Source organism: Acinetobacter sp. MYb191, assembly GCF_037572605.1.
Classification (GTDB): domain Bacteria; phylum Pseudomonadota; class Gammaproteobacteria; order Pseudomonadales; family Moraxellaceae; genus Acinetobacter; species Acinetobacter johnsonii.
In genome coordinates this window covers 216,215-228,705 of record NZ_JBBGZP010000005.1, presented here as the reverse complement: position 1 = coordinate 228,705, position 12,491 = coordinate 216,215, and the positions used below count along the sequence as shown (strand labels likewise).

The following is a 12,491-nucleotide window of genomic DNA, read 5'->3' as shown; positions in this document are numbered from 1 at the left end:
CCTGTCCTAAATTTTTTTCTTTATGTTGGAAGTTTAAGGGACACCGCGACTCAGGTCTAAACCTTATTCACGTCAAGTCTTAACTTAACTCTTGTGGATCAATATCAAGGCTCAATTTCATACCATGTGGTTTGTTATGCCAGACATTTTGCCACCACTGACGAATATAAAAATGCATCCGCCCACGGTCTTTGGACAGGAGTACCATATGCGCTTGATAGCGGCCTGCTTTACGCTCCATCGGCGCAGGAATCGGTCCCCAAATATCAATACTGTTTTCTGAGGCTTGGCGCAGTGCTTGCGCATGCTCTTGTAAAAAGTTTTGATTTAGCTCTTGGTCTTTGGATTCACAGCGCAATAAAGCCGCATAGCGATAAGGTGGCATCCATGCAGCTTTACGCTCTTTCAGCGTTTGCTTGGCAAAGCTGCGATAGCCCGACTCTAGCAGGGTATTCAGCAAAGGATGATCTGGACGTAGAGTTTGTAAATAGACTTCGCCTTTTTTCTCGCCACGCCCAGCACGTCCAGCGACTTGGATGATGAGCTGTGCAGTACGTTCTGTGGCACGAAAGTCAACACTGAGTAAGCCTGAGTCGATGTCTAAAATCGCCACCAAAGTCACATAAGGAAAGTGATGTCCTTTGGCCAGCATTTGGGTGCCGAGCAAAATGATGGGTTCACTTTTCTGAATCTTGTTATAGATTTTTTGCCAGCTGCCGACCCGACTGGTCGAGTCACGATCAACCCGAATTACGTCAAAGTTGGGGAACAGTGCTTGTAGGTTTTCTTCAACTTTTGCGGTGCCTAAACCAATTGGTTTCAGTTCATTATGCTGACATTGCGGGCAGTGTTCAGGCATGCGGTGGATGGTGCCGCAGTGGTGACAGTGCAAATGCTGGTAGGGCTGTCGATGCACGGTAAAATTGGCATCGCAGTGGGGGCACTTCGCCTGCCAGCCACAACTTTCACAAATCAACACAGGCGCATAGCCGCGACGGTTTAAAAAAATCAGCACCTGTTCTTTTTTGTCTAAGCGCTTTTGTACTTCATGAATCAGCTGTTGGCTAATGCCATTTTGTTTTTGTGCCACTTTCAGATCGATCACATGCATTTTCGGCATCACGGCCACACCTGCACGTTGGTCCAACTCCAAACGGGTCATTTTACCTTGTTCAACCAATGCATAACTGTCGATACTTGGCGTTGCAGAACCGAGGATAATCGGACAGTTTTCTAAATGTGCACGGTATAAAGCCACATCACGAGCGTGGTAGCGGAAGCCTTCTTGTTGCTTGAAAGATAGATCATGTTCTTCATCTAAAACAATCAAACCCAAATGAGGAAGGGGCGTATAGATGGCAGAACGAGTCCCAATCACAATCGAAGCTTTTCCCGTTTGTGCACTTTGCCAAGCTTGCAGGCGCTTAGAATCATTTAAACCTGAATGTAGTAGTGCAATATGACAGTGAAAACGTGACTGAAAACGGCTCACTGTTTGTGGGGTGAGACCAATTTCAGGCACTAATACCAAGACCTGTTTGCCTTGTTTTAAAATCTCTTGCATGACTTGTAAATAGACTTCAGTTTTCCCACTACCGGTTAAACCATCCAGTAAGAAAGCATGGTAGCTATGACGAGCTTTGAGAATGTTTTGAATGGCTCGCTTTTGTTCATCATTGGGCGTGAGAGGCATTTGCGCCAGTGTCATGGCTTGCGGTTTAAAGTCTTGAGCTTCAAGTATGCACTGGGTGATTTGCTTTTTTTCTAAGGCTTTTAAGGTCGCAGTTTCAATGCCTGCCAAATTTAAAATGTTTTCAGAAGTTCCTGTGGGATGCAGCTTTAAAATTTTATAGGCATCTTGTTGTTTTTCAGAACGCTTCAATTTGTCTTCGGCATGATCATCGATCAGCTTCCACATTCGCGCCAGTAAATTATAGGGTTTACCTTGGCGTAAAAAGCTGGGTAAAGCAGCATGCATCACTTCCCCAATGGGAAATTGGTAATATTGCGCTGACCATGTCAATAAACTTAAAACTTTAGCATCTAGAATAGCGCTGTCATCGAGCAACTCAGTTATGGCTTTAAGTTTAAAGCCTAAATCGAGTGGTTTCTCATCAGTGAGTTTCTCAACAATGACACCGACCACATTTTGGCGACCAAATGAGACAGCCACACGTGCACCCACTTCAGCTTGGTGGTATTGTTCAGCCGTTAAACTATAGTCAAAACAGTCATATAGATAAACGGGAACAGCCACACGAATACGGTAGCTTGGTGTGGTGGAAAGTGTATTTTCTGGCATAAAAAGCTCAAACTGTCCTGATGAAATTGTCGTTGTGCGATGAATGAGTTGTGTTAGAGTGATGACATAATTTATAACTTAGAATATGAATGATTTTGGTGCCGACATGCAACAGCGCCAAATGACTAAATGGACAATTAGAAAGCGTAAACATGCCAGCATATCAATTTACCGCACTCGATGCCGCAGGAAAGCAGCAAAAAGGCGTGCTCGAAGGGGATTCAGCACGTCAAATTCGGCAACAACTTCGTGATAAAGCGCTGATTCCAGTCTCGGTTGATCCTGTTGAACAAAAAGATAAGCACAGCAGTAAAACATGGTTTCAAAAACAAATTACCGCCTATGATTTGGCTTTATTGACACGTCAACTTTCTGTACTTGTGGCGGCGGCCATTCCTCTGGAAGAAGCCATTCGTGCGGTCGGAAAGCAGTCAGAAAAAGCACATGTACAAAATCTATTGATGTCAGTGCGTTCTAAAGTATTGGAAGGCCACTCATTGGCGCAAGGCTTACAGCAATCGGGACGTTTTCCAGAGTTGTACATTGCTACGATTGCCGCTGGCGAACGTTCAGGACATTTAGACTTAATTTTAGATCAGCTGGCAGACTACACCGAAAATCGTTTTGCAATGCAAAAGAAAATCCAAGGCGCGATGATTTACCCGATTATTTTAATGCTGATGTCTTTTGCCATCGTGATGGGACTTATGACCTATGTGGTGCCTGACATTGTCAAAACCTTTGATCAAAGTAAAGATGCCTTGCCATGGATTACGGTTGCCTTGATGAAAGCCAGTGATTTTATTCGAGTGGCATGGCCATTTTTATTGGTGGGCAGTGTACTCGGTATCGGCTTATTACTGCGATTTTTAAGAACCACCGCAGGGCATTATGCCTTTGATCGTTTAACGCTCAAATTGCCATTATTCGGTAAACTTTCACGTGGTATAAATGCCGCACGTTTTGCCAGTACCTTATCGATTTTGACCCAGTCTGGTGTGCCCTTGGTGGATGCATTAAAAATTGGCGCGGCGGTGAGTAATAACTGGGTGATTCGCGATGCGGTCAATCATGCCGCAGAAAAAGTGACTGAAGGCGGGAACCTTGCGACCCAGCTGGAGCGCAGTGGTTATTTCCCACCGATGATGGTACAAATGATTAAAAGTGGTGAAACGTCGGGTGAATTGGATCGGATGTTGGAGCGCGCATCGACCATGCAAGACCGAGAAGTGACAACGCTTATATCGACCTTGCTGGCTTTACTTGAACCACTGATGTTGGTTCTGATGGCAAGCATTGTCTTGGTGATTGTGATCGCCGTGATGCTGCCGATCGTCAACATGAACAATATGATTTAATTTTAAAAATATAAGATGGAAGAGAAAATTCACATGCAATCAAAAATCTATAGACGCCAAGCTTCAGGCTTTACCTTAATTGAAGTCATGGTGGTGATTGTTATTTTAGGTGTGTTGGCAGCCTTAATTGTACCCAATGTGATGGGACGCAGTGAAAAAGCCAAAGTTGATACCACTGTCATTACCCTTAAAGGGGTTGCTGCGGCATTGGATCAATATAAATTGGATAATGGTAAATATCCTTCGATGCAAGAGGGTGGACTCGACGCTTTGGTGAATAAGCCTGAGTCTGCAAAAAATTGGTTGCCCGGCGGTTATGTGAAAGGTGGATATCCGAAAGACAGTTGGGACAATGACATTCAATATGTTGCACCTGGGACTGATGGACGACCATTTGATTTATATTCTTTTGGCGCAGATGGACAGCAAGGTGGTGAAGAAACCGGTGCTGATATTCAGTATCAACCTTAATTGAGAATTATTATATATTGGGTTTAATTGAATATATCATTACAGTGCATAGGTTATGTCAATGTGGACTGTAATGATAATACATCTTAATTTAAAATTAATATCTAAGATTATGATTTTAAAATATTAAATATAATAAGCATCAGCTGAGATTTATAATAATAATTATTCCCATATTTATTGATTACAAATAATGTAAATTATGGATAAAAATAGGCTTTTTATTTATTTAAATCCTTGCATAATGTTCTCAATGGCAACTGATTTGCCTGAGGAGAATAGAATGAAAGCATTAACCTTGTTGGATGAAATGAGTCAATTCCATTGGTCGATGCTCAAATCTGTTCTTTTGATTTTGAGTATGCTTCCTGTTGCTCAAGGTGTTTTAAGTGTCTGGCAGTCGACTGAAGGCAGCAGCCAAATTATGGTGGGTTTCTTTGCAATCAGTCTGTTCAGCACATGGGCGGTTTTGAGCTTTTGGTCTGCGTTAAAAGCAACCGTACTCACACTCGATCAAGTACAGATTACAGCATTAGAACAAAAAGTGGTCATGTTCTACCGTTATACCCCGATGCTCTTTTTAGCTGGTATGGTGTCCTATTTGGTCAGTCAAATTTAATACTGACATTCATAGTTGTGATAAAAAACCGAGCACATACGCTCGGTTTTTTATTGCGTCATGAAGAATGGCGGAAAGATAGGATCGCTTGTCTGTTTCGTTGTATATAATCCTAGTGTTCGCTCCCTATACTGTAAAAAATATAAATATAGAGTGAAATATGGAACAGATTGATTGGACGGATTTTTTAAAAGTAGAGCTCCGAGTCGGGCGTATTATTCAGGCCGAAGTCTTTGAGCAAGCACGTAAGCCCGCTTATATTTTACATGTCGACTTTGGCCATGAAATTGGCATTAAGAAATCGAGTGCGCAGATTACTGAGCGTTATCAACCTGAACTGTTATTGGGTAAATTGGTAGTGGCGGTGGTTAACTTTCCAAACAAACAAATTGGTCCCATCCAGTCTGAGTGCTTAGTGACAGGCTTTCATGATTCAGATGCAGGCGTGGTGCTGTGTGTGCCTGATACAGATGTTCCAGTAGGTACCAAGCTACTATAATTGAAAAAGAAAACCCCAAGCTCAGCTTGGGGTTTTCTTTGGAACAATCTGATCTAACAATAGCAACTATCGACGAGACTTAAACGATACATCGACTTTACGTGGACGATAGATCCAGCCCAAGATCAGTAAAAAGACTGAGAAACCTAAAATTGGCCAGTCACTTAAACGGGTATACAGCGTTTGACCTTGCATAGCAGGCAGTTCGCCGCGAAGCACGGTTGCCACATCTTGTGGGGCACGTTTTACGATATGCCCTTGATGGTCAATAAACGCCGTCACGCCTGTATTAGTGGCACGGATAAACCAGCGTCCATTTTCTTTGGCACGCATTTGAACCATCTGTAAATGCTGTAAAGGGCCTGCGGTTCCTGTAAACCATGCATCATTGGAAACTGTCACCAAGAAATCACTTTGGCTGGCATTACGACGCGTCAAGTTCGGATAAGCCACTTCATAGCAAATGGCCGCGCCTAAGTGCTGCTGATGAATAGAAAGCGGTTGTTGCTGTTGTTCGCCACGTGAAAAACCACTCATCGACGGATCATTCTGCATGGCAGGCAACACCCATTTCAGTAAACCAGATAGTGGAATATATTCACCAAAAGGCACTAAACGTTGCTTTTTATAGAGTCCTTCGGCTTCAGCACCATTGGCCATAATACTGTTGTAGTACAGTGGTCGACCTGCCGCTTCAGAGCCTGAAATATCCCAGTATGGAATACCGGTGACCCACGCCGTGGTGGTTTTCTTGGCCTGTGCCGTCATTGCAACTAAAAAGGGTTCGATATCACTCTGGAACATCGGAATAGAGGATTCAGGCCAAACAATGAGGTCTCGTCCCCATTCTGTTTTGGTTAAATCCGCATAGATTCCAAGTGTTTTCAGTTGATACTCAGTGAGCCATTTTAAGTCTTGTGGGATATTGCCCTGAATTAAAGAAACCGATAATGGTGGTGTATTTTTTGCGGAGACGAATTCAATTTTTGATGCGCCCCATGCGCCGAGCACCAATAAAGCAGAGGGGATGACCCAGAAGACGCGACGGTTTAAAACTTCGACCAGTGCGCAGGCCAACACCAAGACTACAAACGATACCCCGAAGATACCAAATAATGGCGCATACCCATCCAGTAAACGTTCTGTAAAGGCATAGCCTGCAAACAGCCATGGGAAGCCTGTGAAGACCCAGGTTTTTGCCCATTCAAAAAGCACCCAAAGCGGAGCGAAGGTTAGTGGCGTTTCAGGGAAAAAACGGCGGTAAATAAAGCTTTGGACAGCCGTGAATAAGCCCATGACCAAGGCCATAATGCCGATCATACCGATACTTAAGGCACTATTGGTATCGCCATAGACATGGATGGAAGTGTAGAGCCAAAAAGCCCCCACGAACCAGAGGCCAAAACCATAGGCCCAACCAATACCAAAGGCCTGTTTTGCACTGCGCCTGCGTAAAGTGGCATAGAGCAGTGCAGGGGATAAGATTGCCAACCACCAATAATGATAAGGGGCGAGTGCAAAACTAAAGACCGCCCCTGAAAATAAGGCAATTAAAAGTGCATAAATTAAAGGTAACTGTTTTTGTTGTGGATTGGGGGTTAACAGTTTGTCAAAGTAAGCTCTCATTTACGAACGGCTCGAATCAGATGAATAGAACGTGCATCTGCTTCTACAATGGTAAATTCCCAATTTTCAAGATCAATCACCTGACCTTGTAAATCACTCACTAAACCAATTTCTTGAAGCAATAAACCGCCCACAGTTTCAACCTCATCATCAGAAAAGTCTGCATCTAAAAGATTGTTAAAGTGTTCGATTGGTGTAAGTGCTTGAACCAGCCACGTATTTGCGGTCGTTGGGTCATTATCGGGAATAATATATTCAGCTTCCTCATCGATCTTGTCGTGTTGATCTTCAATTTCACCGACGATCTCTTCCAAAATATCTTCTAACGTCACTAAACCTGAGGTCGTGCCATATTCATCAATCACCACCGCAATGTGCGTTTGGGTATTTTTCAACATGCGAAGCACTTGGTCTGAGCGTGCGCTTTCAGGGACATATAAAGGTTGACGCATCAGCGCACGTATATCCACTTTATTGTTTGGTTCAGTCAAAAAAGGCAATAAGTCTTTGGCTAATAAAATGCCCACGACATTGTCTGGTTGATCTGATGAAAAGACAGGGAAACGCGAATGTGCTGACTCAACCAGAGTATGCAAAATGTCGAGTAACTCATCATCTTCTTGTAGGCTGATCATCGATGTACGCGGTGTCATGACCTCGCGGACTTTGGTTGCTGGAAGATCTAATACGCCTTCTAACATCGCAACAGTGTCGGGTTCTAAAAAACGACGTGAATCTTGAACTAACTTTAACAGTTCATCGCGAGTTTCTGGCGCGGTACCTAACCATTTGCGTAAGCCACGCATTCCCCACGACGGGCCTGATTCCTCGTGCATGATCTTTCCTAAAGACGCTTAATATCTAAAAAACTTAATTTTATCATACCGTAGAAAACACAGTTGTCTATTGTAATTAAGCAAGGATTGCATGAATGATTAGATCAATACTTTTAAATACGAGGTTCATCTGCCATCAAGCTATGCAAACAGATATGCGAAATGGGCAGTTGTGTTAAAATTGGCAAGTTTTTAAATTTTTGAGTTTGTATATGTCTGATTTGGAAGTGAGCCCAAGCATCCAATTAAACACCCGTGGTTTACGCTGTCCTGAGCCTGTGATGATGTTGCATCAAGCCATTCGCAAGTCTAAATCGGGAGATGTAGTGGAGGTGTTTGCAACGGACAACTCCACTTCATGGGATATTCCGAAATTTTGTATGCATCTTGGGCATGAACTTTTGCTGCAAGAAGAGCGCTTAGACGAAAATGGCAATAAAGAATTTCATTATTTAGTTAAAAAGGGTTAGGACATTTGTCTTAGCCTTTTAAAATGTACTTGAGTAAAGAAAAAGAAATCAAGTTCATCCAAGGAAATCAGAATGAAAAGAATAAATGTGTTCTTATGGGCTCATATTTTTGCATTATTTTATTCAATTTCTTGGGCAAAATCTTGTGAAGTTCCTGTAGGCACGATGAATGTTGCAGGTTTAAAAATTGGACAGCATATTCGTGAATTTCAACAGCATCATCCCACCGCAAAAACGGTTATTTTAGGGGGCGATAATTATCAGTTTGAATTTGCACAAGGTGTAGATACACAAATTAAAAAAGCTGGTGTGAGCTGGGTTCAGCATATTCGTTACGATCCGCATTCTAAAATGATTATTTCATACAGTTTAAGTTTTCTAGATGGGCCACTTGCGACGTATGAAACCGATTTAGATGTTTTTAAAAGTCGAGTATTAAAACGCTTTCAGGTGGCGCAAAACGGCTGGAAACAAGCTGAAAATAAATATGTCTATCAGTGTGCCGATTATCGGATTGAAATTTATCAAGATCATGGGGTTGGACATACCGCGATAGGGCCAACGGTGATGGTTTTTAGCAAAAAGTCAGATGCCTATTAATTAAAAAAAATCCCTTCAATACTGAAGGGATTTTTTTAATCTAAAAGCGATTACTTGCTCGGAAATGCGCCTCAGCGCAAGCCCGTTTTAACATTACATGTTCGGGTATGAGACACGGTTAGCAAAGCAACCGCTTTGCCGTGTCGTAAGGAATTACATATTTGGGTAATTCGGACCACCACCACCCTCAGGAGTTACCCAAGTAATGTTCTGAGATGGATCTTTAATATCACACGTTTTACAGTGCACACAGTTAGCCGCGTTAATTTGGAAACGCTTCGAACCATCGTTCTCTTCCATAATTTCATAAACACCAGCAGGGCAGTAGCGCTGAGCTGGCTCGTCCCATTTTGGTAGGTTTACATTTACAGGAATAGAAGCATCGGTCAGTTTCAAGTGTGCTGGCTGATTTTCTTCATGTACCGTATTCGATACAAATACTGAAGATAAACGGTCAAAGGTCAACTTGCCATCTGGTTTTGGATAGTTCGGTTTCACTGTTGCTGCATCTACAGTTTTCAGTGTACTGAAGTCAGGCACTAAGTCATGCAGTGTAAACGGGACCTTAAATACATTTTGATCGATGAAGTTAAATGCACCACCACCGAATGTGCCAAATTTGTGCATTGCTGGGCCAAAGTTACGAGAACGATATAACTCTTCTTTTAACCAACTGTTGTTGAACTTGTCTGTGTAAGCGGTTAACTCTTTTGCAAAGAAGTCTTCACCTTCAAGCACACGTGCAATGGCAAGATCACCACCTTTTTCAACGCCTGCTTGAATCGCTTCGAATACTGCCTCACCACACAACATGCCCGATTTCATGGCCGTATGTGAGCCTTTAATTTTAGCAAAGTTTAGGAAGCCTGCATCATCACCAATTAAAGAGCCACCTGGGAAGGTAAACTTCGGCAGTGAGTTTAAACCACCTTTGACCACAGCACGTGCGCCATAAGAAATACGCTTACCACCTTCAAGATATTGCTTAATCAGTGGATGCGTTTTCCAACGCTGCATTTCTGCAAATGGATACATGTGTGGGTTTTCGTAAGATAAATCCACGATCATACCCAAAGTGACTTGGTTGTTTTCAGCGTGATATAGCCACCAACCACCAGAAGAACCTGTTTCAGCTAGAGGCCAACCTGCACCGTGCATCACCAAACCTGGTTTGTGTTTTGCAGGGTCAATTTCCCACAGTTCTTTGATGCCGATACCATAGTGTTGAGGGTCTGCATCTTTATCGAGATCAAACTTGGCAATCAGGCGTTTACCTAAATGACCACGACAGCCTTCCGCAAAAATCGTGTATTTGGCATGTAGTTCATAGCCCGGCGTAAAGTTATGTGTTGGTTCACCATCTTTACCAATCCCCATATCACCGGTTTGGATACCTTTAACCGTACCATCAGCATGATAAAGAATTTCAGATGCAGCAAAACCTGGGAAAATAGACACTTCTAATTCTTCAGCTTTTTGACCTAACCAACGCACCACGTTACCAAGTGAAATCACATAGTTGCCATCATTATGCATGGTTTTAGGAACCATCCAATGCGGCGCTTCTTGTGACTTTTCAGCAGACATTAGGAAATACGTTTTATCTTCAGTTACTGGAACATTTAAAGGCGCACCTTCTTCTTTCCAGTTTGGGAACAACTCATTGATCGCACGCGGTTCGAGCACAGCACCTGAAAGGATATGCGCACCAACTTCAGAGCCTTTTTCTACGACACAAACGGACAGATCATTAAGGTTGTTTTCAATTGCAAGTTGACGAATTTTAATCGCAGCAGAAAGGCCAGCAGGGCCTGCGCCAACGATGACTACGTCAAACTCCATCGATTCACGTTCGATGTGTTCCATGTAGGACTCCTCATATGGTTAAAGGTGGCAACCGTTTTGACTCAAAGAACGGTGCTGCCATGAGTGTTCTTAGTTCCCAGACACAAAATTTATCATCGTGTCTTTTATATTGTGAGCTAGTATAGGTTTAAACCGAGTTCTAGCCAATTGGCTGAATCATATTATTTTTCCGTCAGACAGGCATGAATTTTATGGATAAGCAGCACAACTCAGCAAATCCGACGAAAAAAGTAGCTATTGCTGATAATAAAAACTTAACCGATATTGCACAATACATAAAAGATGGACAGTCCGGTCACAAAAGGTCAATCCCCCCTTTAGATCAATGGCACCCAAAGCATTGTGGCGCAATGGATTTGAAGGTTTTAGCCAATGGAGAATGGTGGCACGAAGGTCAATTGATCAAACGTCCAGCCATGATTGAGCTGTTTGCAACGGTACTTTGGAAAGAAGAAGATAAGTTTTATCTCAAAACCCCAGTCGAGCAGATTGAAATCGAGGTTGAAGATGAGCCTTTATTTGTCAATCAGGTTGATCAAGTCGAAATTGCAGGAAAAATCTACTTACAACTGACCACGACCACACAGGATGTGGTGATTGTTGATGAAGACCATCCCATTTTTATGCGTGCCTTCCAAGGGGAGCTACGCCCTTATGTGCATGTTCGCTTTGGCATCAATGCACTGATTCAACGTGCGGCTTTTTTTCATTTGGTGGAAATGGGTGAGCTAAGCGACGATGCGGAGGGTCAGGTCAAACTGTGCTTACAAAGTGGTGATTTGCTATTGCAATTAGGCACCTGAGGTTTAAGCTTGATTGATCTTTTAACTTTATACTGCAACGAGTTCTCATGAGTGCCATTCAGCCCTTATTTCCTCTGATCAACCCCATGCCAAAAGCGACAGCTAATGCGCCAATCGGGATATTTGATTCGGGAATAGGCGGTTTATCCATCGCTCAAGAAATTGCCAAGCATTTACCACATGAACGATTCATTTATTTTGCCGATACCGCACATGTGCCTTATGGGCCGCGCGATGATCAAAATATTCGAGAATTGACTGCGCAAGCGATTGAGTGGCTTTACCGCAAAGGCTGTAAAGTTGCAGTTGTGGCCTGTAATACCGCTTCAGCCTTTAGTTTGGATTATTTACGCGAGCACTATGGCGACAACTTCCCGATTATCGGCCTTGTTCCTGCCCTAAAACCTGCGGTATTGCAAAGCAAATCCAAAACCGTGGCTGTTCTAGCCACTCCTGCGACCTTTCGCGGGCAGTTGATTAAAGACGTCGTTGATAAATTCGCACAGCCTTCGGGAGTCACGGTGATTCCAGTGACCTGCTTAGATTTAGTGCCTTTTGTTGAGAGCGGCGCGCAGATGAGTGCGGCATGTTTAGCCACGTTAAAAGATATTTTACAACCGGTTGTTGATCAGGGTGCAGATTACTTAGTTTTAGGCTGTACCCATTACCCTTTTTTGAAAATAGCGATACAATCTATTTTTGGTCAGAAACTGACATTAATTGACTCTGGACTGGCAGTTGCACGACAAACAGCCCGTATTTTAATCAAAAATGAGTTATTATTTGAACAAAATCATGATGGTGATGTTCGAATTGAATGTTATGTCAGTGGAAATAATGCAGAAAGTTTGAGACCTATCTTACAACTTTTGCTTGAACCAGAACTAAATTGGACTATTTCAAACATATCTGATTAATTTTTAAACAAATAAGTCGAGTATTTTGATATATAGTCAAAAATTGCAACCTAATATGCTTGAGTTAGTCACAGTGTCTATCTAATGGAATTTGGGGGATGGGATGCTGCGAAGAATAATGAGG

Annotated in this window: 12 protein-coding genes; 8 read left to right on the top strand and 4 right to left on the bottom strand. The window is 42.8% G+C overall.

Features of this window, described 5'->3' with window-relative positions:
• Window positions 1–79: 79 nt before the first annotated feature.
• Window positions 80–2,302, bottom strand: a complete 2,223-nt coding sequence (locus WH214_RS01155) for a primosomal protein N' (protein ID WP_339421784.1) — start codon at window positions 2,300–2,302, stop codon at window positions 80–82.
• A gap of 152 nt (window positions 2,303–2,454) precedes the next feature.
• Here WH214_RS01155 and gspF point away from each other — a divergent pair, with 152 nt between their 5' ends.
• The 4 genes from gspF to WH214_RS01135 all read left to right on the top strand — a co-directional run bounded on the left by gspF (window position 2,455) and on the right by WH214_RS01135 (window position 5,249).
• Window positions 2,455–3,660, top strand: coding sequence for a type II secretion system inner membrane protein GspF (gspF, locus tag WH214_RS01150; protein WP_004692652.1), 1,206 nt, complete (start codon window positions 2,455–2,457; stop codon window positions 3,658–3,660).
• 33 nt (window positions 3,661–3,693) lie between these two features.
• Entirely contained in the window at window positions 3,694–4,131 is a 438-nt protein-coding gene (gene gspG / locus WH214_RS01145; protein ID WP_339421783.1) for a type II secretion system major pseudopilin GspG, read from the top strand.
• Between the two features lie 283 nt (window positions 4,132–4,414).
• Window positions 4,415–4,750 (top strand): hypothetical protein, encoded by a 336-nt coding sequence (locus tag WH214_RS01140; RefSeq protein ID WP_004978824.1) that lies wholly within the window; start codon window positions 4,415–4,417, stop codon window positions 4,748–4,750.
• 160 nt (window positions 4,751–4,910) lie between these two features.
• Complete coding sequence (locus WH214_RS01135; RefSeq protein WP_339421782.1) at window positions 4,911–5,249, top strand: tRNA-binding protein; 339 nt, start codon at window positions 4,911–4,913, stop codon at window positions 5,247–5,249.
• Between the two features lie 66 nt (window positions 5,250–5,315).
• Here WH214_RS01135 and lnt read toward each other — a convergent pair whose 3' ends face one another.
• Window positions 5,316–6,875 (bottom strand): apolipoprotein N-acyltransferase, encoded by a 1,560-nt coding sequence (gene lnt, locus WH214_RS01130; RefSeq protein ID WP_339992720.1) that lies wholly within the window; start codon window positions 6,873–6,875, stop codon window positions 5,316–5,318.
• Complete coding sequence (locus tag WH214_RS01125) at window positions 6,872–7,711, bottom strand: HlyC/CorC family transporter (protein WP_339992719.1); 840 nt, start codon at window positions 7,709–7,711, stop codon at window positions 6,872–6,874. The genes lnt and WH214_RS01125 overlap by 4 nt, the downstream gene beginning before the upstream one ends.
• A gap of 212 nt (window positions 7,712–7,923) precedes the next feature.
• On the opposite strand from WH214_RS01125, the gene tusA reads away from it, so the two are divergent.
• The gene (gene tusA / locus WH214_RS01120) at window positions 7,924–8,181 is read left to right on the top strand and encodes a sulfurtransferase TusA (RefSeq protein ID WP_004692640.1); all 258 of its coding nucleotides are present in this window, start codon (window positions 7,924–7,926) and stop codon (window positions 8,179–8,181) included.
• A gap of 72 nt (window positions 8,182–8,253) precedes the next feature.
• Window positions 8,254–8,781 (top strand): hypothetical protein, encoded by a 528-nt coding sequence (locus WH214_RS01115; RefSeq protein ID WP_339421780.1) that lies wholly within the window; start codon window positions 8,254–8,256, stop codon window positions 8,779–8,781.
• Between the two features lie 153 nt (window positions 8,782–8,934).
• On the opposite strand, the gene WH214_RS01110 is transcribed toward WH214_RS01115, so the two are convergent.
• The gene (locus WH214_RS01110) at window positions 8,935–10,647 is read right to left on the bottom strand and encodes an electron transfer flavoprotein-ubiquinone oxidoreductase (RefSeq protein WP_224467595.1); all 1,713 of its coding nucleotides are present in this window, start codon (window positions 10,645–10,647) and stop codon (window positions 8,935–8,937) included.
• A gap of 191 nt (window positions 10,648–10,838) precedes the next feature.
• On the opposite strand from WH214_RS01110, the gene WH214_RS01105 reads away from it, so the two are divergent.
• Window positions 10,839–11,450, top strand: a complete 612-nt coding sequence (locus WH214_RS01105) for a DUF1285 domain-containing protein (protein ID WP_339421779.1) — start codon at window positions 10,839–10,841, stop codon at window positions 11,448–11,450.
• 47 nt (window positions 11,451–11,497) lie between these two features.
• The gene (murI, locus tag WH214_RS01100; RefSeq protein WP_279693584.1) at window positions 11,498–12,367 is read left to right on the top strand and encodes a glutamate racemase; all 870 of its coding nucleotides are present in this window, start codon (window positions 11,498–11,500) and stop codon (window positions 12,365–12,367) included.
• The last annotated feature ends 124 nt before the right edge of the window (window positions 12,368–12,491 follow it).

Excerpts from the sequence above, each read along its gene's own strand:
- WH214_RS01155 (WP_339421784.1), bottom strand. The coding sequence starts at position 2,302 with ATGCCAGAAAATACACTTTCCACCACACCAAGCTACCGTATTCGTGTG.
- gspF (WP_004692652.1), top strand. The coding sequence starts at position 2,455 with ATGCCAGCATATCAATTTACCGCACTCGATGCCGCAGGAAAGCAGCAA.
- gspG (WP_339421783.1), top strand. The coding sequence starts at position 3,694 with ATGCAATCAAAAATCTATAGACGCCAAGCTTCAGGCTTTACCTTAATT.
- WH214_RS01140 (WP_004978824.1), top strand. The coding sequence starts at position 4,415 with ATGAAAGCATTAACCTTGTTGGATGAAATGAGTCAATTCCATTGGTCG.
- WH214_RS01135 (WP_339421782.1), top strand. The coding sequence starts at position 4,911 with ATGGAACAGATTGATTGGACGGATTTTTTAAAAGTAGAGCTCCGAGTC.
- lnt (WP_339992720.1), bottom strand. The coding sequence starts at position 6,875 with ATGAGAGCTTACTTTGACAAACTGTTAACCCCCAATCCACAACAAAAA.
- WH214_RS01125 (WP_339992719.1), bottom strand. The coding sequence starts at position 7,711 with ATGCACGAGGAATCAGGCCCGTCGTGGGGAATGCGTGGCTTACGCAAA.
- tusA (WP_004692640.1), top strand. The coding sequence starts at position 7,924 with ATGTCTGATTTGGAAGTGAGCCCAAGCATCCAATTAAACACCCGTGGT.
- WH214_RS01115 (WP_339421780.1), top strand. The coding sequence starts at position 8,254 with ATGAAAAGAATAAATGTGTTCTTATGGGCTCATATTTTTGCATTATTT.
- WH214_RS01110 (WP_224467595.1), bottom strand. The coding sequence starts at position 10,647 with ATGGAACACATCGAACGTGAATCGATGGAGTTTGACGTAGTCATCGTT.
- WH214_RS01105 (WP_339421779.1), top strand. The coding sequence starts at position 10,839 with ATGGATAAGCAGCACAACTCAGCAAATCCGACGAAAAAAGTAGCTATT.
- murI (WP_279693584.1), top strand. The coding sequence starts at position 11,498 with ATGAGTGCCATTCAGCCCTTATTTCCTCTGATCAACCCCATGCCAAAA.